Origin of the sequence: Streptomyces sp. URMC 129, assembly GCF_051386415.1 — a bacterium.
GTDB lineage: Bacteria > Actinomycetota > Actinomycetes > Streptomycetales > Streptomycetaceae > Streptomyces.
Map to the genome: position 1 here is coordinate 1 of NZ_JBPQTQ010000012.1, position 23,644 is coordinate 23,644.

Here is a 23,644-nt window from a genome sequence, read left to right on the forward strand (position 1 = left end):
CTCGACCCCGGCCCGGCTGCCCAGCTCCGGGGTGGTCCGGCGCAGCGCGATCAGCCGGCGCACCAGGTGCAGCAGGGTGTGGAGGGTCTGGCGGGGCCGGGGACGTCGCTGGTGGTGGTGACGGAGCCGACGGAAACGGCTACGGGGGCGGCGTTCGCGCATACCGCGGTGCTGGCGGGGCGGCCGGGTAATGCGGGGCCGCTGGCGGAGGCGGGGCGGTTGTTCGGGCGGGTGGCGCATCTGCTGGACGCGGTGGAGGATCTGGCGGCGGATGCGGCGTCGGGGGTGTGGAACCCGATCGCGGCGACGGGTACGCCGTTGTCGGAGGTGCGGCGGTTGTGTGACGACGCCGCGCACGGGATACGGCTGGCGCTGGGTGAGGTGGAGTTCACCGACCGCGCCCTCGCGCACACCCTGCTGGACCACGAACTCCGCCACGCCATCGACCGCGCCTTCGGCACCACACACCACCAGGGGGCACACGGCGCCCAGGGCGCGTACGGGCCACCCGGCGCGCCCCCGGACCGGGGCAGGCGGCGGGGTCTCATCGCGGGCTGCGCGGTGTGGACCGGCCTGTTCTGCACCGGCCAGATCTGCTGCCGCGACCCCTACCACGACCCGTGGAACGGCAAGCGGCGCCAGGGCTGGTGCCGCAAGGACGAGTGCGGTGAGTGCTGCGAATGCTGCGACTGCGGTTGACGACAGGCGGGGCGCTCAGGCCGCGGTGAGGCCGCCGCAGGCGCGGATCTCGCGCTCGCCGGCGTTCCCGCCGGTGCACATCACGGCCACCCGCTGACCGGTGAACTCCCCGGGAGCGGAGAGCACCGCGGCCAGCGCGGCGGCGCCCGCGCCCTCGGCCAGGGTGTGCGCGTCGCGCATCAGCGTCCACTGCGCCTCGGCGATGGCGTCGTCGTCCACCAGCAGGAAGTCGGCCAGGTGCGAGCGCATCATCCCCTGGGTCAGCGCGAACCCGCAGCCGGTGGCCAGGCCCTCGACGCGGGTGCGGTTGGGCCGGGTCAGCGGCACGCCCGCCCGCCAGGAGTCGTACGCCGCGGGTGAGGCGGCGGACTGGACGGCGACGACCCGGCAGCCGGGGGCCACGGCCGCGGCGACCAGGCAGGCAGCGGCGGCGCCGCTGCCCCCGCCGACCGGCACCACGACCGTGTCCAGCGCGGGCTCGGCCTCGAAGACCTCCAGATAGGCGGTGGCCACCCCGGCGATCACGGCGGGCTCGTCGCCCGCGCTGACCGGCCGCATGCCGCGGTCGGCGGCGATCTTCCCGGCGTGCGCGGCGGCGGCGTCGAGGTCGGGGCCGTGCTCGATCAGCTCGGCGCCCAGCGCGCGCACGGCGCGGGCCTTGACCGGGTTGGGGTTCTCCGGCATGACGATGACGCAGGGCGCGCCGAAGCGGGCGGCGGCGTAGGCCAGGGACTGGGCGTGGTTGCCCGTGGAGTACCCGACGATGCCGCGGGCGCGCTCGGCCGGGTCCATCCCCGCGAGGAGGGTGAGGCCGCCGCGCACCTTGAACGCGCCGGTCGGCTGGACGTTCTCGTGCTTGACCAGCACGGTGGTGCCCGCGACGGCGTCGAGCGCCGGGTAGGACCACATCGGGGTCGGCGGCAGGTGGTCCGCCAGCAGGCGGCGGGCCCGCAGGGCGTCGGTGATGGTCGGCGGTCGCATACGGGCACCGTGCCACGAACAGGATCAATAGATCCAATGCCGGTTTTCTCTGGAGTCATCGACATTGTCTATAGTTCCCGCGTGTTCGACCTCACCCGGCTCCGGGTCCTGGTCGCGGTGGCCCGCGAGGGCTCGGTCACCGCCGCCGCCGAGGCCCTCCACTACGCGCAGCCCTCGGTCAGCCACCACCTCGCCAAGCTGGAGGCGGAGGTGGGGGTCGCGCTGGTGCGACGGGCCGGGCGCGGCATCCTGCTCACCGACGCCGGGCGGCTGCTGGTGGCCCGCGCCGAGGAGATCCTCGGCCAGGTCGAGTCGGCCCGCGCGGAGCTGGCGGCCCACGCGGGGCTGCGGACCGGGCGGGTGCGGCTGGCCGCCTTCCCCTCGGCGCTGGCCACGCTGGTGCCGCCGGCCGCCGCCAAGCTGGCGGCCGACCACCCCGGGATCGAGCTGGCCCTGACCGAGGCCGAGCCGCCGGAGGCGCTGACCGCGCTGCGCAACGCGGACGTGGACGCGGCACTGATCTTCGAGCACGGCGACCCGGTGCCGGGTGACCGGCGCAACACGACGGTGACGCCGCTGCTGGAGGAGCCGATGTACGTGGTGACCCCGGCCGGCGGGGAGTTCGCCGGGCCGCGGTGCGAACTCGCCACGTTCGCGGGGGAGAACTGGATCGCCGGCTGCGAACGGTGCCGGACCCATCTGGCCGCGCTGTGCGAACGCGCCGGATTCGTCCCGCGCATCACGTTCGAGACGGACGACTACGTGGCCGTGCAGGCGCTCGTCGCCGCCGGGCTCGGCGTCGGGGTGCTGCCGGGGCTGGCGCTCGCCGCGCACCGGAACCCCGGCGTGCGGGCCGACCGGCTGCCGGACGACCTGCGCCGCGTGTCGCTCGCGGTGTACGGGAAACCGCCCGCCGCGCTGCCCGTCCGGGCGTTCGCGGAAGCACTGTCGGCGGTCGGTCCGGTGGCCCGATAGGGCTTCGCGGAGTTCAAACAAACCCTCACGCTTTCTTCGCCTTTCCCCCGCCCGATGTTGCGAGTCCGGTGAGCAACGCGGGGCGACGACCCTGTCGCCATGCGCATATACCCAGGGGGCAGACCAGGGCAATCCGGGCGGAGAACCGGGCGCTTTCGGAAAGTTTCAACAAACGACAGCCAAACGGTTGTTGGATGCCCTAATCTTTTCCAGCGGCAGAGGCGCGCACTCACGGGGAGATGAAGGCGCGCCTTCTTTGTCGCCACAGGTCGTTACATTGTCTCCGCAGCGTTGTCGCATCCTGGCCTTGGGGGGTTCATGCGTCATCCACAACCGTCGCGTACAGGCAGCGTCCGAAGACCAACCGTGGCCGGACGCCGCTCGGTCCGCAGCCGCGACACCGCTCGCTGGTATCCGCCGGTCGCCGTCGCCGCCGACGCGCTGGGCGTCTTCGTCCCCGTCACGCTCGTCTACTCCCTGGTGCCCGAGGCCCGGCCGGTGGCCGCCGCCGTCGTCGCGACGCTGTTCTGGCTCACCGTCCGCTGCGTCCACCGCCGTTACGGCGCCCGCACCCTGGGCGAGTCGCGCGGCTTCCTCGCCACCGTCCACGACTGGCTGGTCCTGCTCGGCCTGCTCGCCGGTCTGCGCGCGGTGACCGGGGAGAGCTCCGCCGTCTCCTCGGCGCTCCTCGGCCTGACCCCGGCGCTGCTGGTCACCGGCGTGACCGGCGCGGCGATCCACGCGCACCTGACCGGACAGCGCCACCAGGCCCACGCCCTGCGCCGCGTCCTGGTCGTCGGCGAGCCCGGCCCCGCCGACGCGGTCGCCGCCCAGCTCGCCGCCCGCACCGACCACGCCTACGTCGTCATCGGCTCCGTGACGGCCGGCCCCGGGGAGCTGACCAGTGGCGTGCCCGAGCTGGGCCGGCTGCCCGACGCCGGGCCGCCCGAACTCACCCACGCCGTCCCGGACCTGATACCCGGGGAGCCGGACGGCTCCGCCGTGCTGGCCGCCGCGCGCCGCCAGGACGCCGACCTCGTGCTCGTCGTGCCCGGCGCGACACTCACCGGTGAGCGGCTGCGGCGCCTGTCCTGGGCCGTGCAGGACGCCGGGCTGTCGCTGGCGATCGCCTCCGGCCTGACCGATGTGGCGCTGCGCAGGCTGTCCGTCTCCGCCCCCGCCGGCCTCAACCTCCTGCATGTCGCGCCACCGTTGCGCCGGGGCGCGCAGCCCGTTCTCAAGTGCGTCCTGGACCGGGTGGCCGCCGGCGTGATCCTTCTCGTCCTCAGCCCGCTGCTGGCCGCGCTGGCCGTCGCCGTGCGGCTCGACTCCCGCGGCCCGGTCCTGTACCGGCAGACCCGCGTCGGCTTCCGGGGCAGACCGTTCACCCTCTGGAAGTTCCGCACGATGGTCCCGGACGCCGACCGGCGGCGTCCCGAACTGGAGGCGGCCAACGAGCACCTGGCCGGGCCGCTGTTCAAGATCCGCCGCGACCCCCGCGTCACCCGCCTCGGGCGCGTGCTGCGCCGCACGTCACTGGACGAGCTGCCGCAGCTCGTCAACGTGCTGCGCGGCGAGATGGCCCTGGTCGGCCCGCGCCCGCCGCTGCCCGAGGAGGTCGCCCGGTACGGCGCGGTGGAGCTGCGCCGGCTCGGCGTGAAGCCGGGCCTGACCGGGCTGTGGCAGGTCAGCGGGCGCTCGGACCTCTCCTGGGACGAGGGGCTGGCCCTCGACCTCTTCTACACCGACAACTGGTCGGTGACCGGCGACCTCGACGTCCTGGCCCGCACGCTCCGCGCCGTGGTCGACGGCCGCGGCGCGTACTAGGGGGCCTCACGCACCATGGCGCAGCCACCAGTCATACGTCTCGCGGACTCCCCGCGCCAGCGGGATCCGCGGGGCGAAGCCCAGCTTCCGCAGCCGGCCGATGTCGAGCAGCTTCCGCGGTGTCCCGTCCGGCTTGGCCGGGTCCCACGCGACGCGGCCGGAGTAGCCGACGGCGTCCGCGATCGTGGCCGCCAGCTCCGCGATCGTCAGGTCCTCGCCGCAGCCGACGTTGACCGGCGACTCGTCGTCGTACTCGCGCAGCAGGAGCAGGCACGCCCGCGCCAGGTCGTCGCTGTGCAGGAACTCGCGGCGCGGCGTCCCGGTGCCCCACAGCACCACCTCGGCGCGGCCGTCCCGCTTCGCCTCGTGGAAGCGGCGGATCAGCGCGGGCAGCACATGGGAGGTCTCGGGGTCGAAGTTGTCCCCGGGCCCGTAGAGATTTGTCGGCATGGCGGAGATGTAGGACCGTCCGTACTGCCGGCGGTAGGAGCGCACCTGGGAGATCCCCGCGATCTTCGCCAGGGCGTACGGCTCGTTGGTCGGTTCGAGCGGCCCCGTCAGCAGCGCCTCCTCGGCGATGGGCTGCGGGGCGAGCTTCGGGTAGATGCACGACGAGCCGAGGAACAACAGCCGGTCGACGTCGGCGGCATGCGCCCCGGCGATCACACTGAGCTGGATCCGCAGATTGTCCTCGAGGAAGCGGACGGGGAACGTCTGGTTCGCCATGATCCCCCCCACCGTGGCGGCGGCCAGCACCACGGCGTCCGGCCGGACGTCGCACAGGTACTCCCGCGTCCGCTCCGCGTCACGCAGATCCAGTTCGGCCCGGGTCATCGTCAGGACGTCGTAGCCCTCGTCCGTCAGGACACGGGCGATGGCGGACCCGACGAGGCCGCGGTGACCCGCGACGAATACCCGGGCGGCCGGCTGCAGCAGAGTTGTCATGGCACCGGATTGTGCCAGGCACCCGTCACACAATGACCACACCAGATTCATTTAGGGGATCATTCATGGGTAAAACCGCGCTGATCACCGGTGTCACCGGCCAGGACGGCTCCTACCTGGCCGAGCTGCTCATGGAGAAGGGCTACACGGTGCACGGACTCGTGCGCCGCTCGTCGACCTTCAACACCGAACGGATCGATCACATCTACCAGGACCCGCAGGAGCCCGGCCGCACGCTGGTGCTCCACTACGCCGACCTCTCGGACGGCGTGGCGCTGGTCAACCTGCTCCGCGAGCTGCGCCCCGACGAGGTGTACAACCTCGGCGCCCAGTCGCATGTGCGGGTCTCCTTCGACGCCCCCATGTACACCGCGGACGTGACCGGCCTGGGCACGCTGCGGCTGCTGGAGGCGATCCGGGCCAGCGGCATCGACACCCGGATCTACCAGGCTTCGTCCTCGGAGATGTTCGGCGCGACCCCACCGCCCCAGAACGAGAAGACGCCGTTCCACCCGCGCTCCCCGTACGGCTGCGCCAAGGTCTACAGCTACTGGTCGACGGTGAACTACCGTGAGGCGTATGGGATGTTCGCGGTCAACGGCATCCTGTTCAACCACGAGTCGCCGCGCCGCGGTGAGACGTTCGTCACCCGGAAGATCACCCGCGCCGTGGCCCGTATCCGGGCCGGCCTCCAGGACCGCCTGTACATGGGCAATCTGGACGCGGTGCGGGACTGGGGGTACGCCCCCGAGTACGTCGAGTCGATGTGGCGGATGCTCCAGCGCGACGAGCCCGACGACTACGTCGTGGCCACCGGAGTCCCCGCCACCGTGCGGGACTTCCTCCAGGCCGCGTTCACCGCGGGCGGCCTGGACTGGACCGAGCACGTGCTGTTCGACCCCAAGTACGAGCGGCCCAGCGAGGTCGACGCGCTGGTCGGTGACGCCAGCAAGGCGCGCGACCTGCTCGGCTGGGAGCCCGCGGTCCGCTGGCGCGAGCTGGCGGAACTGATGGTCGAGGCGGACATCGCCATGCTGGACGCGGAGCTGAGCGGGGCACGGGTCCGCATCGACCGATGAGCGTTACCGATTCGCGCCGTAGGCGTAACAACAAGTGCACAACCAGCAGCCCGGTCCGTTGGTCATCAAGTGCGCGCAAGTCCGGGGAAATCCGGGTAGCTGGAAATGGGTGAGGCGATGAGGATTCGACGACAGGCACAGGGCACCGCCCGCGGCAGACACCGCAGGCGCGGTCTGCGGGCCGGAGTGGCCGTCGGTGCCGTGCTGGCGCTGGCCTCGGGCGTGCTGGCCGGGACGGATGTCCTGAACGGCTCGTCCGCCGAGGCCCTCACGCCGCCGGTCGGCGTGACGGCCGAGGACCTGCCGACGTGGCAGACCAACGGCATCGTCCACGCGATGGCCGAGTCCGACGGCGTGGTCTACGTCGGCGGCACGTTCTCGACCATCCGCCCGCCGGGGGCCGCCTCCGGCACCCAGGAGCAGCCCGCGGTCAACTTCGCGGCGCTGGACGCCGCGACGGGCGAGCCGGTCGAGGGCTGCGACCTGTCGTTCACCATCGGCTCGGGCACCGCCACGATCCGCGCGATGGACGTCTCCCCCGACGGGAACACGCTGTACGTCGGCGGCAGTTTCGGCTCGGTGAACGGCGTCGGCGCGAGCAGCCTGGCCGCGTTCGACATCCCGACCTGCACCCGCAAGTCCTTCCCGACCGCGGCCAACGGCATCGTCCGGGCCATCGAGGCGGACACCGACCGCGTCTACCTGGGCGGCGACTTCACCGAGCTGAGCGGCGTGGCCCGGAACCGGTTCGGCCTGGTCGACACCGCGGGCGCCGTGCAGAGCTGGCGGGCCGACGCCGACGAGATCGGCAAGGCGATCGCGCTCACCCCGGACGGCGAACACATCATCCTCGGCGGCGACTTCTTCCGCATGAACGGCGCGGACTCGCACGCCCTGGCCGTCGTGGACGCCGACACCGGCGCCAACGTCCGCACCTACCCGGTCGGGTTCTTCCACACCAACTCGACGGTGCAGTCCATCGCCGTCGACTCCACCAGCTTCTACACCGGCAACGAGGGCTCCGGCAGCGGGGTGTTCGACGGCAGGGCCGCGTTCAGCCTGGAGACGTTCGACCAGCGCTGGCGCGACACCTGCCTGGGCGCCACCCAGGACGTCCTGCCGTACAACGACGCCCTGTACAGCGCCCACCACGCGCACGACTGCTCCAGCATGGGCGAGTTCCCCAACCAGCCGCGCTACCACCTGTTCGCGCAGGACGTGACGGACCAGACGAAGCTCAGCTGGTTCCCCAACACCAACGACGGCCTCGGTGAGGCGATCGGCCCGCGCGTGCTGGCCATGTCCACCGACCACCCGACCGACGACCGGGACTTCCTGTGGGTCGGCGGCGGCTTCACCACCGTCAACGGCGTGGCGCAGTGGGGCCTGACCCGGTTCGCCAGCTCGCCCGACAGCGGCGCCCCGTCGACGCCGGAGACCCACGCCACCAGCCTGGTGCCCGGCCGGATCGACTTCACCTGGCGGCCCAGCCTCGACCTGGACGACAGCCTGCTCACCTACCGCGTCTACCGCGACGGCGGCAGCACACCGGTCCACACGGTGAACGCCTCGTCGCTGCCGTGGGTGCGGCCCCAGATGACGTACGCCGACACGAACGTCACGGCGGGCGAGTCCCACACCTACCGGGTGACCGCCACCGACGCCGCCGGCAACGTCAGCGCCCTGTCGACGCCGGTCACCATCACGGCGGCGAGCAGCGGCCAGCCCTACGCCAACGCCGTGCGCGCCGACAACCCCCTGCTGTACTGGCGGTTCGACGAGCCGGCGAACACCTTCGCGTCCGACTCCTCGGGCAACAACAGCAACGGCGTCCACCGCGGCGGCCCGACGCGCGGCGTGACCCCGCCGGCCGTGCCCGGCCCCGACGCCACCGGCATCGCCTACAACGGCACCGACGAGTGGACCTCCAGCGAGCGGATCTACTCGGGCGTCACGCGGCTGACCCTGGAGACGTGGTTCAAGACCTCGACCACCTCCGGCGGCCAGCTCATCGGCCAGGGCAACCGCACCCAGGAGACCAGCACCACCCGTGACAACAAGCTGTACATGCTCAACGACGGCCGGCTGACGTTCGGCCTGTACAACACCACGTACCGGACGATCACCAGCTCCCGCTCGTACAACGACGGCCGCTGGCACCACGTGGCCGCCACGGTCGGCGCCAACGGCATGCGGCTGTACGTCGACGGGCAGCAGGTCGCCAGCAGCATCCTGACCACCTCGACCCGGAACGCCACGAGTTACTGGCGCACCGGCGGTGACAGCCTGCTGGGCTGGCCGGGCCGCCCGTCGAGCGACTTCTTCAACGGCCAGATGGACGAGGTCGCGATCTACGGCAGCCAGCTCTCCGCGTCCCGCATCGCCGCGCACTACGCGGCGGCGACGGCGCCGACCGACACGGTCACCGCGGTGGAGCCGACGGCCGACACCTATGTCAACGGCGCGGCTGCCAGCAGCAATTACGGGAACAGCACCTCGCTCGCGGTGCGCGGCTCCTCGGCGTACGAGAGCTACCTCGACTTCGACCTGCCGTCGGCCCCCTCGGGCCAGGTGCTGAAGAGCGCCGCGCTGCGGGTCCGGGTCAGCAGCGACTCGGTCGCCGGATCGGTGGACGAGTTCCGCGTCGTGCCGATCACCGGCTCGTGGACGGAGAGCGATACCACCTACGGCACCAGACCGGCGCTCGGCAGCACAGTGCTCGGCACGCTCAACGCGCCGGACACGCCCGGTGGTTCGCACACGGTCCAGCTCGATCTGAACACCATCAGATCGGCCCTGGGCGGGTCGCTCGACCTGGCGCTGACCAGCACCGGGACGGACAGCCTGTGGCTGTGGTCCAGCGAGTACACCACGTCGAGTTACCGTCCCCAGCTCCTGCTGACCTTCGGAGCACCCTGATGCACCTGCGCCTGACGCGTACCGCGCGGGCATCGCGTGCCGCGGCGGCCCTGGTGGCCGCCGCGGCGGCGGCGTTGGCCCTGTCCCTGACCGCCTGCGGCGGCGGTGGCGGTGGCGGCGACGACGCGGCCCCGCCCGACCCCTCGGCCTCGCCCTCGGTGGAGGGCCAGGACGGCGGGAGCGGCGAGCCGACCGACGACGGCATCCCGGACGAGACGGTGCCCACGGACGAACTGACGCCCCCGGAGGGCGAGTTCACCGAGGAGCAGCAGGAGTACCTGGCCGACCGGGTCCCGGAGGGCGCGGATCCCGCGGCCGTCCTGGAGCTGGGCACGGAGGCGTGCGACCGCCTCGGCTATCTCGACCGGCACGACCCCGGGGCCATCCCGGAGGCGCTGGCCGAGGGCGAGATCCCGAACGCCGAGGCCGCCGTGGAGCACCTGTGCCCGGAGTACGCCGACCTGCTGGCCGAGTCCCAGGCCGAGTCCCGGGACGAGTGAACGACAAACCGAGGGAGAAGCGTGACCCGTCTACCGATCGTGGTGGCGATACCGACCAAGAACGAGGCGGCCAACATCACCACCACGGTGCGTTCGGTCATCGATCACTTCGCGGCCGTGGTCGTCGTCGACTCCGACAGCACGGACGACACCCGCGCGCTCGCCAAGGCCGAGGGCGCGGAGGTCGTTCCGTACACGTGGGACGGCAAGTACCCCAAGAAGAAGCAGTGGTGCCTGGACCACGTGCGGCCCGAGATCCCGTGGATGCTGTTCATCGACGGCGACGAGATGCCCAGCGCGGAGCTGCTGGCCGAGCTGCGCCGCATCTTCCTGGACGGCCGGCCGGTCAAGCCGGCCGCGTTCGACATCCCGCTGGGCTACTGGTTCGGCGGGAAGCGGCTGCGGCACGGCTACACCATCGTCAAGCGCGCGCTGCTGGACCGCACCCGTGCCCGGTTCCCCGAGCCGGACGACCTGGACGCGCCCGGCATGGGCGAACAGGAGGGCCACTACCAGCCGTTGGCCGACCCGGTGTACCGGCTGAGGGCCCCGATCGAGCACATGGACCTCGACCCGGTCCGCACCTGGTTCGACCGGCACAACCGGTACTCGGACTGGGAGGCGTGGCTGGAGGAGCACCCCGAGGTGCGGGAGCAGATCCGGAGCGCCAAGACCCGGCAGGGCCAGCTCTTCCACCGGGCGCCGCTGAAGCCGCTGGTGTCGTTCGCCTACGCCTACGTCTACCGGCGGGGCTTCCTCGACGGCCGGGCCGGGTTCGACTACGCGCTGGCGATGAGCTTCTACCGCTGGCAGATCGGCCTCAAGGCGCGGGAGATGCGCGGCGGCCGGTCGGCGTAGCGCGCCGCCGCGATGCGCCGGTGCGCGCCCACCGCTCCTGGGAGGGGGCGGGTGCGGTGAGCGCGCACGACACCTTCACGCCCGCGTGCGCAGACGTGCGTAGATGCCGAGCAGCGTATCGAGCACGCTGTCGATGGTGAAGCTTTTGCGCACGAGTTCGAACGCGGCGATGGAGGCTGCCTCGTTGGCCTCCGGGTCGAGCAGCTCCAGCACGGCCCGCGCGACCAGCGGCCCGTTGTCGGCGTCCGGCTCGCTCGCCACCACCCGCCCGGCGCCCGCCCGTTCGACGTCGGGTGCCAGGCCCGTGGTGGCGGTGACGACGACGGGCGTGCCGACGGACATCGACTCCAGGACGGAGACGGAGAACGCGTCCTGCACCGACGGCAGCACGAACACGTCGGCGGCGCGGAGCTGTTCCGTCACCTCGTCGCCGTCCAGCGCGCCCACGTAGTCCAGCGAGCCGCGCACGCCCAGCGCCTCGGCCCGGGCCAGCGTCTCCTCCAGCGCGCCGGTGTCGGGCCCGGCGAGCACGAACCGCGCGTCGGGGTACCGCTCCAGGACGGCGGGCATGGCGCCGACGAAGTCCTCCGGCCGCTTCCCGGCCTGCACCCGCGCCAGGTACAGCACGGTCGGCGGCCCGGCCGTCGCGCGCCGCTTCTCCTGCGCGGCCACGCCGTTGACGAGCCGGAACTGCGGCGCGATGGGCTCGGGCGCCACCACTTCGGCGGTCTCGCGGAGTTCGCGGTCGGTGAGGCAGAGCACGGCGTCGGCCTTCCTCAGCACCCGCCGCACCCCGAGCGCGTCGACGAGCCGCGCCACGCGCTTCTCCGTCGGGTCGACCATGCCGTGGGTCTGGAGCACCAGCGGCGTCCCGGCCTGGAGGGCGAGCAGGGCGATGGGCAGCGTGATCAGGTCCCGCATGAGGTGGACGTGCACGACGTCCGCCGACCGCACGTATCCCCAGGCCCTGGCCAGCAGGTCGGGCGAGGTGATGCCGCTCACCTCGAACCGGGGCAGCACGTGCCGCGCCTGGAACAGCCGGACGGGCACCCCGTCCACGTCCCGCGGCAGCGGCTCCCCGCCGAACCCGTCGCCGAGCGCGACGAGCACCGCCCGCTCCCCCCGCTCGCGCAGCCCCCGGCACAGGTTCAGCGCGACCCGCGTGGGCCCGCCGAACTCGTGCGTCGGCGTGTGCAGGGTCACCACATGCAGCACCTTCACGGCTGCTCCCCTCCTCCGGCACTCTTCCGGCGCTCCTCCGGCACCGAGTGCTCGCACGATGATCTCAGGTCGTGCGGGTGTTTGACTCCCGTTCGAGCGAGTACCGGACTGATCGCACCGAGTGACCGGTGGCGGATGGGGCTGTACGCGACGGCCGAGAAGGTCGCGGAGGACGGGACGACCGCACGGTACCGGTGGGCGAACGCGGCGGGGACGCCGTGGCGGGGAAGGCGGCCGTCGCCCGGGCGCGGACCGGGGTGGCGGCGGAGCGGGTGATCGCGCAGTCCTGGACTCCCGTCCGGCTGTGGGAAGTCTCACCACCGGCGGCCCCGGCAGGCGCACTCCCCTTCTCCGGGCCGGCGACGGATGATGTGTCCCCGGTGGAATCCGTATACAACGGAAGGCGGTGCCACGTGGCCGGGACCGACACGCTCGCCAGACGGCTGTGGAAGGCGACCGAACCGCTGCACGCGGTGGTGTACTTCGCCCCGGAGCCGGCCGAGGCGGCCCGTTCCGCCGGGCTCATCGGCTGGTGGATGGGGTACTTCGCCGGCCGCGTGGCGCCCGCCGGGCCGCTGGACGCGGGCGCCGCGCAGGCCCTGTTCTTCGCCTTCCCGCCGCGCCGCGTCGGGCGGGCGCTGCCCGACGCCTGGTCCTACGCCTCGCCGGAGAAGGTGCTGCGGACCCGGATGGGCGCCGCGCAGGCGGCGCTGGAACGGGCCCTGCCGCTCGTGGAGCGCGAGGAACTGGAGCGGCTGACCGTCCTGCTGGAGCGGGCCGTGCGGGGCTGCGGCCACGAGGGGCGGGCGCTGGCCGCCGCCTGGTCGGCGGTGCCCCGGCCGGCCGCGCTGGTCGGCCGGTTATGGCTGGCGGCCACGGTGCTGCGCGAACACCGCGGTGACGGGCACGTCGTCGCGCTGGTGCACGCGGGCCTGACCGGGGTCGAGGCGGGCATGACGCACGTGGCGACCGGCGCCGTCTCGCGGGACGTCATCCAGACCAGCCGCGGCTGGACGGACGAGGAGTGGGACCGCGCCCGCGAACGCCTCATGACGCGGGGCCTGCTGACCGCCGACGGCAGACTCACCGACCGCGGCCACGCGCTGCGGCTGACGATCGAGGAGGACACCGACCGCCTGGCCGCCGACCCCGTGACCCACCTCGGCCGCGAGGACACCGAGGAGGCGATCCGCCTGGCGACCCCCCTCAGCCGCCACCTGATCGACAGCGGCGTGATCCCGATGCCCAACCCGATCGGCGTCCCACGTCCCTGAGCACACCCGGCGGCAGCCGGTGAACGCCGGGGAGCGGCGCGGGCTCAGCAGCCGCGGTCGCGGTCACAGCAGCCGTCGCCGCCGCAGCGGTCGCAGGTGCGGCACCAGCCCGCGCGCTCCTCGCCGTTCCACGGGTCGTGGTAGGGGTCACGGCAGCGGATCTGGCCGGTGCGGAACCGGCCGGTCCCCACCGCGCGGCCCGCGATGAGGCCGCGCCGCCTGCCTACCGCGCCCACTGCGTCACCGTCGCCTCGTCGCCGAGGGACAGTGCGCCGGGGGTGGTCACGGCGAACTTGACGCCGAACGAGACGCCGCCCTCCGGGGTGCGGCGGTAGGTGGCCAGGGTGCGGAGGGGTTCCGGGCCGGCGCGGTGGGCGGTGGTGGGGTCGATCAGGGTGACCGAGCAGCGGATCGCCGTCTTGGTGAAGGCGAGGCCCGTGGTGCCGATCGTGAGGCGGCGCAGGCGGTCCTCCGTGTGGGGGGCGCCGGGTTCGCCGTCCAGCACGATGTTGGGGCGGAAGCGGGCCATCGGCAGCGGTCCGGCCGTGCCGGGGGTGCGGGCGTCGAGGGCGGCCAGGGAGACGCGGGTGGTGAGGTGGACCGCGCAACTGTCCGCGTAGCCGCACGAGCGGTCGTGGTCCGGGGGGACGCGGACCAGGCGGCTGGGGGCGCCGAGGAACTCCGTGAGCCACTCGGCCGCCGCCTCGCCCTGGTCGATGCCCTCGAAGTGGTCCTTGAACAGCAGGACCGGGCGGCGCGGCGCCGTGGTGGTCACGGGGACGGCGAGCGGGTCGCGGTCCGGGGCGGCCAGGGTCAGTGCCGTGCCGTCCGGCGCGACGCGGGGGCGGATCAGGGCCAGGCGCGGGTCGCGGCGCTGGGTGCGGAAGACGCCGTCCGCGTCGGTGACCATGAACGTCCGGTCGTGGGCGAGCCCGGCCGGGGTCGTGACGGCGGTGGTCAGGGACACGCCCGCGCAGCCCTTGACCGGGTAGGTGTGCAGCTCAACGACGCGCAAGGGGCTTCTCCAGCAGCGTCACCGCGTACCGCTTCCCGCCGTCGCCGTCCTTCCCCGGCTGCTCGCCCCGCACCACGTAGCCCGCGTCCTGGTAGTACTGGCGCAGGCGCGGGTTGGTGGACAGGCAGTCCAGGCGGGCCAGCGTGCGGCCGGTGGCCGCGATGCGCCGCTCCGCCCCGTCCAGCATCCGGCGGCCGGCGCCGGGCGGTGCCGTGCGGCGGTCGATCATCAGGCGGTGGATGTATCCCGCGTCGGGCGGCTGGTCGCCCCAGGCCGCCGGGTCCTCCCACCACAGCTCCCAGGCGCCGGCGAGCGGCCCGTCCGGGCCGAGCGTCGCGATCCAGACCTCGCCCTCGCGCAGCCGCGCGCGGAAGTGGCCGGGCCCCAGCTCCCCCGGGCGCCACTGGTCGATGCCGCGTTCCATCTGCCAGCGCGCGGCGGTGTCGCGCAGCCGGACCAGCTCGGGCACGTCCCGGTCGTCCGCCCGCCGGAACACCAGCGCGGAGAGGGTGTCCGTCATACCGCCATCCTGCCGCACGGTCCGTGCGTCACCGTACGGCGGGGGCGTTCTCCCCGGTCTCGGGCTGGCACAGCAGGGGGTTCCGGAGCTGGGCGCAGGGGTGGTGGTCGTGGGACCGCACGATGTCCTGGCCGACCTCGTTCGTCAGGTAGCGCAGGAAGCTGGCGGCGAGGGAGTCGGCGGCGGGCTCGCCGTAGGTGTAGGCGTACTCCGTCTCCCAGAAGGGGTACGTGCCGAGATCGGCGGCTTCGAGGGAGGCGTCCTGGCCGTCGATCTGCACGAGGACCAGCTCGTCGTCGTGCTCCTCGGCCTCGCCCACCGCGCTGTAGCCGACCGCGCCGTCGACGCGGGCGACGGTGTCGAGGACCTGGGCGGTGCCCTCCACCTCGCACCGGACGACGCCGCCGCGGCCCTCCAGCAGCCGCCGGCAGTCCTGCGAGGTCAGCGGGGGCTCGGACTCGTTGTCCAGGACACGCCGCTCGAAGGTGCTGCGGGTGCCGGAGTTGGTGAGCCGGCCGACGAGGCGGACCGGCACGTCGTGCCCGCCGACGTCGCTCCAGTTGGCGACCTCCCCGGTGAAGACCCGTCTGACGTCGTCGAGGCTGAGGCGCTCGACCCCGGCCTCCTCGCTGACGACCAGGGTGAAGAGGGAGAACGCGATGGGGCGCTGCCGCAGCCGCGCGTGCTCGGCGGTGGCGGGGCCGTCGGAGAACGCCAGCATGCCCGGGCTCTCCGAGCCGCTCTCCCGGCCCACCCGGTCCAGCTCGTCCAGCCCGCCGTGGCTGCCGCGCGCGTCGAGGGTGAACGTGGCGTCCGGGCACGTCTCCGCGTAGGCGTCGGACGCCTCGCGCAGCACGGGTGCGAAGGCGGTGGAGCCGGTGAGGGTCAGGTGGCCGGTCGCGCAGTCCAGCGGGGCGGCGGTGTCGTCCTCGCCCAGGGTGAGGCCGAACTGGCCGAGGATGACCAGCACGAGGAAGCAGATCAGGGTCACGGCCTGCCAGGAGGTGCCGGTTCTGCTCTGGGTCTCCTGCACGCCGCCGTTGCCCACGCCGCCCTTGATGCCGCCGATGATCTCCGGCGGGTCGAACTCACCGCGCGGTGCGGCGCCCGGGGTGGTCTCGTCGGCCCGCTCCAGGGCGGCCAGCACCTTGTAGTGCGCGCCGCGGTTCATGGGCACCTTGGGCAGTTCGATCACGCCGTCGCGGACGCTGAGCCCCGAGCCGTCGCCGAACGAGTGGCGCAGGAACGTGTCGCTGAGCTCGGTCACCACCATCCCGGCGACGCGACGGCCGGGGAAGCGGACGCGGATGCCGACCTTGTCGTCGTCGAGCACCGCGTAGTCGCTGGTGTCGATGTGGATGGCGCCGTTGTTCTCGATGCGCAGCAGCACGAACGACGGGTCGGCCAGCGGTGTGCCGTCCGCCCGGCACAACTCCTGGAGGGCGCCCGCGTACTCGGAGTGGACCTCCTCGGTGGCGGTGGTGTCCATCTGCACGCGGTAGCCGAGGCGCTTGCGGCCGAAGACCACGAACTCGTAGAGCGCGGCGATGATCGGCACGACGACACCGAGGACCGCGAGAATGACCTCCCACGGGAAGTTGCCCATGACCGCCTCCGCCTCCGCCTCGCGCGAGCGCCACTGATCGACATGAGTGGGGGTGGGGCCACCCTACGAGCCCGGACACGGCCCGGCGGCCCCGGTCGGTGAGCCTTTGGCCAGTGTTCACCGCCTGTTGCGGAGCCGTATCCGGCCGGCCTCCACCCGGCCTCCACGCGGCCGGGCCACCGCTTAGACTGGCCGCTCGGCCGGGGGCAGGGCAGGCGCGCAGGGGGTGGGACGGTGGCGGTGGACTTCGCCGCGCGGGCGCGGCAGGTGCCGGGGGGCCGGGCCGTGCTGTCCCGGCCGCTGTCCGTGCCGCTGGTCGCCGGAATCGTCTGCGTGCTGCCCCTGGCGGTGGCCGCGCACCCGGGCGAGGGCGTCCGCGACACCACCTTCTATCTCCAGCTCGTCGTCGCCGGGTACGCCGGGATCCGCCTGTGCGCGATGGTGCTCTCGGGGCGGCGGCGGCTGATCCAGGGCGCCTTCTGGCTGTTCAGCTACCTGGCCATGGGCATCGCGCCGCTCGCGCAGAGCGTCCTGGGCCGCGACCCGACGCCCGTGCTCGGCCCGCGCGGCGACACCCAGCTCGCGACCGCGCTGGTGCTGTGCGGGATGGCCGCGTTCGACGTCGGCGCGCTGCTGGCCCGGCACCGCCCCTCGATGCGCGGCCGGCGCCGGCCGCCCGCCGCCGTGCACCGGCAGCGGCTCTACATCCTGATCGCCGTCGCCTACGTGGCGAGCGCGCTGCTCATCGTGCAGTTGGGCGGCCCGGCGGTCTTCTTCGCCAGCCGCCAGGAGATCAGCGCCAGCCTCGACGCGGCCACCGGCGCCGGGGCCGCCGACGGCGGGGGCGGCGAGGCGGGCAACGCGCTGCTGCGCGGCTTCGGCACCGTCCCGGCGATGCTCGCGCTGCTCTTCCTGACCCGCTGGATGGTCACCTCCCGCTCGGCGCGGCGGCGGCCGAGCGTGCTGCTGCCCTGGGCCGGGCTGCTGGTGATCAACGCGATCGTCAACAACCCGATCTCCAACCCGCGCTACTGGTTCCTCACGGTCCTCTTCGCGCTGCTCTTCACCGTCTTCCCGCGCAGCCCCGTGATGTACCGGGCGGCGCTGGCGCTGGGCGTGATCTTCGCGCTGCTGGTCTTCCCGTTCACCGACCGCTTCCGCTACGACGAGAACGGGCGGCAGGAGGTGGAGACCCAGTCGCTGCTGGAGCCGCTGGTCGTCAAGGACTACGACCAGGTCAACATGTTCGCCAACACCATCACCTACGAGGCCGACGGCCACGGCCACACCTACGGCAAGCAGGTGGCGGGCGCCGCGCTGTTCTTCGTGCCGCGCGGCGTGTGGGAGGGCAAGCCGCAGGACACCGGCTTCCTGGTCGGCGGCTGGATGGGCACCAACAGCGCCAACCTCTCCTCCCCGCTCTGGGCCGAGCTGTGGCTCGACTTCGGGGCGGCCGGCATGATCGGCGGCTTCCTCGCCGTGGGCTACCTGGCCGCCCGCACCGACCGCCGGTACGTGCAGCAGACGGTGGACGATCCCTCGCCGGGCAACGTGCTGGCCGTCGTCGTCCCCGTCCTCGCCGGGTACAGCTTCATCCTGCTGCGCGGCTCCCTGCTCCAGGCGTCCGGCCGGATCGGCATCGCGCTGCTCTGCCTGGCCCTGGTGACCACCCTGCGCGGGGATCCGAGGGCCCAGCTCCGGTGAGGCGGGCCGCCCGGCGCGGTCCCGGCGCGGCACGATGCGGGCCGTGACCCACCTCCCCCACTCCCTCCGCGCCCGCGCCGCCGCCCTGACCGCCTGCCTCCTCCTGCTCACAGGCACCGCCGCCGCCGCGCCACGCCCCGGAGCCGCCGCGCCACGCCCCGGCACGGCCGCCACCGCCGCGCCCGACATCGACGCCGCCGCCGTCCTCGGCCACCTCGCCGACCTGACCGAGCTCACCGACGCGACCGGCGGCGACCGCGCCCACGGCGGGCCGGGACACGCCGCCGCCGTGGACCACCTCCAGGCCCTGCTGGACGAGGCCGGGTTCGAGACGGTGAAGCAGAAGTTCACCCACGCCGGGACCACCGGCTACAACCTGATCGCGGAGTGGCCGCACGCCACCGGCGACGGGGCGCTGCTCGCCGGCGCGCACCTCGACACCGTGCCGGGGGCGCCCGGCGCGAACGACAACGGCTCCGGCTCGGCCGTCCTCCTCGCGGTGGCCCTGGCCGTCGCGGAGGCCGACCTGCGGCCGGAGACGGCGCTGCGGTTCGCCTGGTGGGGCGCCGAGGAGGTGGGCCTGATCGGCTCCGGCCACTACCTCGACAGCCTCCCCGACGCCGACCGCGCCGCCCTCACCGGCTACCTCAACGCCGACATGGTCGGCTCCGTCAACACCGGCTACTTCGTCTACGACGACGACCCCACGCTCGCCGCCGCCCTCACCGACTGGTTCGACGCGCACGGCGTCCCCACCGAACCGGCCGCCGCGATGGCCGGGCGCGGCGACCACGTCCCGTTCCTCGACGCGGGCATCCCGGTCAGCGGCGTGTTCACCGGCGCCGCGGAGATCATGACCGAGGACCAGGCCGCGCTGTGGGACGGAACGGCGGGCGAGCCGTTCGACCCCTGCTACCACCAGGCGTGCGACGACCTCGACAACGTCTCCGGGACCGCCCTCGACCGCACCGCCGACGCCTTCGCGCACGCGGTGTGGCAGCTCGGCACCTGACGCCCGGGCCCGGCCACGGGGCGGCTCAGTGCCGCACGACCGTCCGCAGCTCCAGCGCGGCCCGCAGCCACACCGCGCCCGCCTTGACGGCCGAGCCGACGCACAGGCCCCAGGCCGCGCCCGGCACACCGCCGACGGCGTAGCCGGTCAGCAGGCTGGCGACGGACACCGCCGAGAACACCACCTGGATGGAGAGCGTGGCGCGCGGCGCCAGCACCCGCAGCAGGAGCAGGCCGCACGTGCCCATCGCCATCGCCGCGTACTGGCTGCCCGTCGCGGGCAGCAGCCGGGCCGCCGACTCCCAGGTGTCGCCGAGCAGTTCCCGGCCCAGGCCGTCGGGCAGCACGGCCAGCGCGGTGGCCACCAGCGCGGCGACCGCCGCCAGGCCACCGCCCACCAGGGCCGCGGCGCGGGCCTGCCCGTGCGGGGTGCGGACCCGGCTCAGCAGCGGCGGGCCGAAGCCGGTCGCCGCGTTGAACAGCACGTTCATCGGCCCGAAGAGCGTGGAGGCGCCGCGCAGGGCGCCGACCGCCAGCGGGCTGCCCAGGACGCCGAGGCCGACGATGGCGAGCTGCGAGGCGCCGTTGCCCACGCCGAACTCCACCGCGAACCGGCGCCCCAGGTGCCGGGGGTCCAGCAGCGCACGGACCCGCGCGCCGCGCACCGCGCCACGCACCGCGCCGCGCGCGAGGCGGGCCAGCAGCAGCACCGACAGCAGGACCGCCGGCAGCGCCGACAGCCCCCAGACCAGCACCATGCGGCCGGGCCCGGTGCCGTACGGCTGGAGCGCCAGCACCGGGATCGCCACGGCGCAGCGCACCGTGTCGGCGGCCAGCGCCAGGTGCGGGCGGTGCAGCACGGCGAAGGCGTACCGCAGCGTGTCCTGCGTGAGCACGACCGGCAGCACCAGGCCGAGCGCCGCAAGGCCCCCGGCGATGCCGCCGGGGATCGCGAAGGTGACGAGGGACAGGGCCGCGCCGAGCAGCGCCGAGGCGTAGAACGTGAAGGCGCCCGACGCCACGCAGTGCCCGTGCAGCTCGTCGTCCGGTCCCCGGCGCAGCACCAGCGCCTGCCCGACGTAGGCCCCGGCCACGCCCAGCAGCAGCGCGAAGACGGTGTAGACCACGGCGAACGAGGCGAAGTCCGCGGCGGTGGACTGCCGGGCCGCGCACACCACCACGGCGATGTTGGTGAGCGCGGCCACGCCCTGGTCCGCGACCGATGCGACGGCCGCCGCGTTGCGTTTCGTCACGGCCGTCACTGGCGGGGGGAGCCGTCTTCCAGGTCGCTCGGGTCGAGGATGCGCAGCCCCAGCGTCTCCGAGCCGATGTCGCGCAGCTCGGGATCCGGCGGCCGGGGCAGGCGGCGCTCGCGCTCCCGCTCCCGCTCGCGGTCCCGCGCGGGGGCGTCGCGGTACCGGACGCGGTCGTCGGCGCGCGGGCGCGGCGCGGCCGGGGCGCCGGAACCCGCGGCGGGCGCGGCGTGCCGGGGGGCCTCGCCGTCGTGCGGGTCGCGCCGGTCGTGGTCGCTGCCGCTGCCCCAGGAGTGCAGCACCGCGCCGAGCAGGATGCCGCCCGCGCCGACCACCAGCTCCCGCACCCGGGCGAGGTCGTCGCGGCGCACCTGGCTGGGGTCGCACACCACGAGCACGCCGTCGACGCGGTCGATCAGCGCGATGGCGTCGGCGTAGGACAGCACGGCCGGCGCCAGGACGACGACGACCGAGCCCCGGGTGTCGGCGTGCCCGATGAGCTGGGTGGCGGCCGGGGAGGTGAGGGCGCGCGGCACGTTCCGCACGCGGCGGCCGGGCACCAGGTCGAAGATGCCGGACTCGCCGGCGTCTATCGGCACGCGCAGGCCGGCCGGCCAGCCGCCGTCGCCGCGGGCGGGCGTGCTGGCCCAGCCGGGGCGGACGCCGTCGGCGTGCCGGAGCTGGTCGGTGAGCGTGGGCGTGCGCAGGTCGGCCTCGACGAGCAGGGCGTCCATGCCCATCTCCGCGAAGGCGGCGGTGAGGTTGACCGAGGCGGCCAGCGGGGTCTCGATGCTGCCGCGCGGCGCGACCACCAGCAGCCGGCGGCGCTGGGCGAACGTCTCGTCGTAGGCGAGCCGGAACGCGACCGAGCGGTACTCCTCGGCCAGCCTGCCCTCCGCGAGGAGCTGGTCGGGGTGGCCGCGGCCGGTGCGGGGCAGCACCCCGAGCACGGGGGCGCGCAGGGCGCGGGTGACGTCGCCCGCCGACCGGACGGTGGGGTCGAACACCAGCCGCACCCAGGCGGCCAGCAGCCCGATGCCGATGCCGACGACGTAGCCGAGGCCGAGCAGCAGCGGCAGGCCGGGGCCGGACGGGCTGCCGGGCGGGGTGGCCTCGGTGATGACCCGGCCGCCGGTGGTGTCGAGGGCCGAGAGGGCGGCGATGTCGGCGTTGATGTCGGCGATCTCGTCGTTGACGCCCGACAGGTCCGCGATGATGCGGTCGTAGCCGGTGGTGCCCTCGACGCTGACGGCGAGGCGGTCCTCCAGGTCGGCACGCTGCTCCAGCAGCGGCTCGCGCTGCTCCTGGTAGGAGTCGACGGTGCGCTGGATGCTGGCCAGCGCGTCGTCCTCGCGGTTCTCCAGGTACGCGTCGACGAAGGCGTTGGCCCGCTGGGCGGCCACCTCGGGGTCGTCCGCCGAGTACGCGAAGCGCAGCACCTCGGTGTTGGGCGGGTTGGTGACCTGGAGGCCGCTCTTGAGGCCCTTGGCCCGGTCGGCGGGGACGCCGAGCTTCTCGGCCGCGCGCTGGGCGACGATGTTGCTCACGGCGGTGCGGCGCTCGGAGCCCATCACCACGGGGTCAACGGCGGTGGTCTCGGCCAGCGGATCGGCCGTCGGCACCCGGACGGTGATCTCGCTGGTGGCGATGTACGTCTCGCTGGCGGTCACGCCGAGCCAGCCGCCGCCGGCCAGGCCGAGCAGGATGCCGCAGATGATGAGCAGCCGGTAGCGCAGCAACTGGCGGAACTGGTCCCGCAGCAGGTCCGGTTCGTCGTACGGGTGGCCGGAAGGGCCGCCCTGTCCGCCCTGTCCGCCGTGGACCGCGAAGCCGCGGCTGTCGTCGCGCGCTGCGCTCATGCGTCTCTTCTTTCCTTCCGGACGGGGCGCCCGGCCAGGGACAGTGCCTCGTCGAGCAGTGCGGTCACCCGGGCCAGCCCCGCCTCGCGGGACAGGTGGTCGCGGGCATACCCGGCGCCCCGGGTCCCGATGGCGTCGGCGGCGCGGGGGTCGGCGGCCAGCGCGCGGGCGGCGGCGGCCAGCGCGGCGGGGTCCTCGGGCGGGACGAGGCGGCCGGCGCCGGAGCGGCGGATCTCCTGCGCGGTGCCGCCCTCGGCGGCGACCGAGGCGATGACGGGCCGGCCGGCCGCGAAGTAGGAGGTGAGCTTGGACGGCACGCTCATGTCGAGGACGGCGGCGCGCTGGGTGACGACGAGCGCGTCGGCCGCGGCCAGCACGTCCGGGAAGTCCTCGGGGGCGGCGGGCGGCAGGAACTCGACGTTGGGCACCCCGGCGGCCAGCTCGGTCAGGCGCGGGCGCTGGCTGCCGTCGCCCATCAGCACGACGCGCAGCTCGGGCGCGTGGCGGGCGGTGTCGACCAGGACGTCGAGGCCCTGTTTGAGGCCCATGTTCCCCGAGTGCAGCAGCACGGTCTGGTCCGGCGGCCAGCCGAGCCCGGCGCGGGTCTTCTCGCGCGGCCGGACGGGGCCGCTGACGTGCGACCAGTTGGGCACGAGGCGGACGCGGTCCTCGGGGACGCCGAGCGCGTGGACGCGCTCGCGGAAGGTGTCGTGGATGATGCCGACCAGCGTGGCGCCGCGCAGCATGCGGCGCTCCACGGCGGACGCGGCGGACGCGGCCCGGCCGCCTCCGCTGATGCCGCTCTGCTCGGCGGCGGCGCCCATCAGGTCCTGCACGATCGGGACATACGGGACTCCGTACCGGCGCGCGAGGCGGCCCGCGAGCACGCCGCCGGCCAGGCTGGGCACCTGGGCGAGCACGGCGTCGGGGCGGGCCAGGCGCGGGGGCGCGACGAGGCCGTGGGCGAGGATCGACGCCTCGTACAGGGCCCGGCGGGCGGCCGTCTGGCGCGTGGGCACGGAGTGGCGTCTTCGGTGTATGAGCACCCCGGCGCGCTCCTCGGCGGCGCGCCACGTGCCCCGGTACGCCGCCTCGACGCGCCAGGCCGGGTAGTGCGGCATGCCCGCGAGCACGTGCACCTCGGCGCCGCGCGCGGCGGCGAAGTGCTCGGCCATCTGCGTCGCGTACGGGCCGATACCGGCCTGTTCCGGCGCGTAGTTCGTCGACACGAGCAGCAAGCGTTCGCCGCCGGAGCGTGGCATGTCGCGCACTGTGAGACTCCTCCCCCTCGATCCGCCTCCCCCGACTGCGATGAGTATCCAGCCTATCGGCAGAACTCCACCCCATGTCAGCATGCGGACCTCACCGGCGGCCGTTCCGGCGTTATGGTTCGGTGGT

19 protein-coding genes and 1 pseudogene are annotated in these 23,644 nt (G+C 74.0%); 10 read left to right on the top strand and 10 right to left on the bottom strand.

The features are described from left to right. Positions 1 to 699, top strand: a pseudogene (locus tag ACSNOC_RS04250) (hypothetical protein); the annotation flags it as partial. Between the two features lie 15 nt (positions 700 to 714). Here the strand turns inward: ACSNOC_RS04250 and ACSNOC_RS04255 are convergent. Then, entirely contained in the window at positions 715 to 1,680 is a 966-nt protein-coding gene (locus tag ACSNOC_RS04255; RefSeq protein WP_436745859.1) for a threonine ammonia-lyase, read from the bottom strand. A gap of 81 nt (positions 1,681 to 1,761) precedes the next feature. Between ACSNOC_RS04255 and ACSNOC_RS04260 the strand changes: the two genes are divergently transcribed. Both ACSNOC_RS04260 and ACSNOC_RS04265 read left to right on the top strand, forming a co-directional pair. Further along, complete coding sequence (locus ACSNOC_RS04260) at positions 1,762 to 2,655, top strand: LysR family transcriptional regulator (RefSeq protein WP_436745860.1); 894 nt, start codon at positions 1,762 to 1,764, stop codon at positions 2,653 to 2,655. A gap of 318 nt (positions 2,656 to 2,973) precedes the next feature. Continuing rightward, positions 2,974 to 4,482, top strand: coding sequence for a sugar transferase (locus tag ACSNOC_RS04265; RefSeq protein ID WP_436745861.1), 1,509 nt, complete (start codon positions 2,974 to 2,976; stop codon positions 4,480 to 4,482). A gap of 6 nt (positions 4,483 to 4,488) precedes the next feature. On the opposite strand, the gene ACSNOC_RS04270 is transcribed toward ACSNOC_RS04265, so the two are convergent. Beyond that, positions 4,489 to 5,427, bottom strand: a complete 939-nt coding sequence (locus ACSNOC_RS04270; protein WP_436745862.1) for a GDP-L-fucose synthase family protein — start codon at positions 5,425 to 5,427, stop codon at positions 4,489 to 4,491. Positions 5,428 to 5,492: 65 nt separating this feature from the next. Here ACSNOC_RS04270 and gmd point away from each other — a divergent pair, with 65 nt between their 5' ends. From gmd to ACSNOC_RS04290, 4 genes are all read left to right on the top strand, one after another. After that, positions 5,493 to 6,506 carry a GDP-mannose 4,6-dehydratase gene (gmd, locus tag ACSNOC_RS04275; protein WP_436745863.1) on the top strand — a complete coding sequence of 338 codons (1,014 nt, stop codon included), beginning with the start codon at positions 5,493 to 5,495 and terminating at the stop codon, positions 6,504 to 6,506. A 117-nt stretch (positions 6,507 to 6,623) separates the two neighbouring features. After that, positions 6,624 to 9,425: a LamG-like jellyroll fold domain-containing protein gene (locus ACSNOC_RS04280; RefSeq protein WP_436745864.1), complete on the top strand. Its 2,802-nt coding sequence runs from the start codon at positions 6,624 to 6,626 to the stop codon at positions 9,423 to 9,425. Beyond that, positions 9,425 to 9,925 (top strand): hypothetical protein, encoded by a 501-nt coding sequence (locus tag ACSNOC_RS04285; protein ID WP_436745865.1) that lies wholly within the window; start codon positions 9,425 to 9,427, stop codon positions 9,923 to 9,925. The genes ACSNOC_RS04280 and ACSNOC_RS04285 overlap by 1 nt, the downstream gene beginning before the upstream one ends. Positions 9,926 to 9,946: 21 nt before the next feature. Next, positions 9,947 to 10,783, top strand: a complete 837-nt coding sequence (locus ACSNOC_RS04290) for a glycosyltransferase family 2 protein (RefSeq protein ID WP_436745866.1) — start codon at positions 9,947 to 9,949, stop codon at positions 10,781 to 10,783. Between the two features lie 75 nt (positions 10,784 to 10,858). On the opposite strand, the gene ACSNOC_RS04295 is transcribed toward ACSNOC_RS04290, so the two are convergent. Next, positions 10,859 to 12,004, bottom strand: a complete 1,146-nt coding sequence (locus tag ACSNOC_RS04295; RefSeq protein WP_436745867.1) for a glycosyltransferase — start codon at positions 12,002 to 12,004, stop codon at positions 10,859 to 10,861. A gap of 413 nt (positions 12,005 to 12,417) precedes the next feature. On the opposite strand from ACSNOC_RS04295, the gene ACSNOC_RS04300 reads away from it, so the two are divergent. Beyond that, the gene (locus ACSNOC_RS04300) at positions 12,418 to 13,278 is read left to right on the top strand and encodes an SCO6745 family protein (protein WP_436745868.1); all 861 of its coding nucleotides are present in this window, start codon (positions 12,418 to 12,420) and stop codon (positions 13,276 to 13,278) included. Between the two features lie 44 nt (positions 13,279 to 13,322). Here ACSNOC_RS04300 and ACSNOC_RS04305 read toward each other — a convergent pair whose 3' ends face one another. Genes ACSNOC_RS04305 through ACSNOC_RS04320 form a run of 4 tightly spaced genes read right to left on the bottom strand, consistent with a single transcriptional unit; the run spans position 13,323 to position 16,419 of the window. Beyond that, positions 13,323 to 13,514, bottom strand: a complete 192-nt coding sequence (locus tag ACSNOC_RS04305; protein ID WP_436745869.1) for a hypothetical protein — start codon at positions 13,512 to 13,514, stop codon at positions 13,323 to 13,325. Further along, entirely contained in the window at positions 13,502 to 14,293 is a 792-nt protein-coding gene (locus ACSNOC_RS04310; protein WP_436745870.1) for an MOSC domain-containing protein, read from the bottom strand. Before ACSNOC_RS04310 ends, ACSNOC_RS04305 begins: the two co-directional genes overlap by 13 nt. Continuing rightward, a complete protein-coding gene (locus ACSNOC_RS04315) occupies positions 14,280 to 14,813 on the bottom strand; it encodes a GNAT family N-acetyltransferase (RefSeq protein ID WP_436745871.1) in 534 nt (177 codons plus the stop codon). Before ACSNOC_RS04315 ends, ACSNOC_RS04310 begins: the two co-directional genes overlap by 14 nt. Before the next feature lie 28 nt (positions 14,814 to 14,841). Further along, positions 14,842 to 16,419, bottom strand: a complete 1,578-nt coding sequence (locus tag ACSNOC_RS04320; RefSeq protein WP_436745872.1) for a PstS family phosphate ABC transporter substrate-binding protein — start codon at positions 16,417 to 16,419, stop codon at positions 14,842 to 14,844. 234 nt (positions 16,420 to 16,653) lie between these two features. On the opposite strand from ACSNOC_RS04320, the gene ACSNOC_RS04325 reads away from it, so the two are divergent. Both ACSNOC_RS04325 and ACSNOC_RS04330 read left to right on the top strand, forming a co-directional pair. Continuing rightward, on the top strand, positions 16,654 to 18,123 hold the full coding sequence (locus tag ACSNOC_RS04325) for an O-antigen polymerase (RefSeq protein ID WP_436745873.1): 1,470 nt from the start codon (positions 16,654 to 16,656) through the stop codon (positions 18,121 to 18,123). Between the two features lie 34 nt (positions 18,124 to 18,157). Continuing rightward, positions 18,158 to 19,135, top strand: coding sequence for a M28 family peptidase (locus tag ACSNOC_RS04330; protein ID WP_436745874.1), 978 nt, complete (start codon positions 18,158 to 18,160; stop codon positions 19,133 to 19,135). A gap of 25 nt (positions 19,136 to 19,160) precedes the next feature. On the opposite strand, the gene ACSNOC_RS04335 is transcribed toward ACSNOC_RS04330, so the two are convergent. The 3 genes from ACSNOC_RS04335 to ACSNOC_RS04345 are packed head-to-tail and all read right to left on the bottom strand — an operon-like array spanning position 19,161 to position 23,508. Continuing rightward, entirely contained in the window at positions 19,161 to 20,387 is a 1,227-nt protein-coding gene (locus ACSNOC_RS04335) for a hypothetical protein (protein WP_436745875.1), read from the bottom strand. Positions 20,388 to 20,392: 5 nt separating this feature from the next. Further along, entirely contained in the window at positions 20,393 to 22,246 is a 1,854-nt protein-coding gene (locus ACSNOC_RS04340; RefSeq protein WP_436745876.1) for a lipopolysaccharide biosynthesis protein, read from the bottom strand. Then, on the bottom strand, positions 22,243 to 23,508 hold the full coding sequence (locus ACSNOC_RS04345; RefSeq protein ID WP_436745877.1) for a glycosyltransferase: 1,266 nt from the start codon (positions 23,506 to 23,508) through the stop codon (positions 22,243 to 22,245). The genes ACSNOC_RS04340 and ACSNOC_RS04345 overlap by 4 nt, the downstream gene beginning before the upstream one ends. Between the last annotated feature and the right edge of the window lie 136 nt (positions 23,509 to 23,644).

What these genes read in the sequence shown, in the direction of transcription:
- ACSNOC_RS04255 (WP_436745859.1), bottom strand. Translation starts at nt 1,680, where the DNA reads ATGCGACCGCCGACCATCACCGACGCCCTGCGGGCCCGCCGCCTGCTG.
- ACSNOC_RS04265 (WP_436745861.1), top strand. Translation starts at nt 2,974, where the DNA reads ATGCGTCATCCACAACCGTCGCGTACAGGCAGCGTCCGAAGACCAACC.
- ACSNOC_RS04270 (WP_436745862.1), bottom strand. Translation starts at nt 5,427, where the DNA reads ATGACAACTCTGCTGCAGCCGGCCGCCCGGGTATTCGTCGCGGGTCAC.
- gmd (WP_436745863.1), top strand. Translation starts at nt 5,493, where the DNA reads ATGGGTAAAACCGCGCTGATCACCGGTGTCACCGGCCAGGACGGCTCC.
- ACSNOC_RS04280 (WP_436745864.1), top strand. Translation starts at nt 6,624, where the DNA reads ATGAGGATTCGACGACAGGCACAGGGCACCGCCCGCGGCAGACACCGC.
- ACSNOC_RS04285 (WP_436745865.1), top strand. Translation starts at nt 9,425, where the DNA reads ATGCACCTGCGCCTGACGCGTACCGCGCGGGCATCGCGTGCCGCGGCG.
- ACSNOC_RS04315 (WP_436745871.1), bottom strand. Translation starts at nt 14,813, where the DNA reads ATGACGGACACCCTCTCCGCGCTGGTGTTCCGGCGGGCGGACGACCGG.
- ACSNOC_RS04320 (WP_436745872.1), bottom strand. Translation starts at nt 16,419, where the DNA reads ATGGGCAACTTCCCGTGGGAGGTCATTCTCGCGGTCCTCGGTGTCGTC.
- ACSNOC_RS04330 (WP_436745874.1), top strand. Translation starts at nt 18,158, where the DNA reads ATGCGGGCCGTGACCCACCTCCCCCACTCCCTCCGCGCCCGCGCCGCC.
- ACSNOC_RS04340 (WP_436745876.1), bottom strand. Translation starts at nt 22,246, where the DNA reads ATGAGCGCAGCGCGCGACGACAGCCGCGGCTTCGCGGTCCACGGCGGA.
- ACSNOC_RS04345 (WP_436745877.1), bottom strand. Translation starts at nt 23,508, where the DNA reads ATGCCACGCTCCGGCGGCGAACGCTTGCTGCTCGTGTCGACGAACTAC.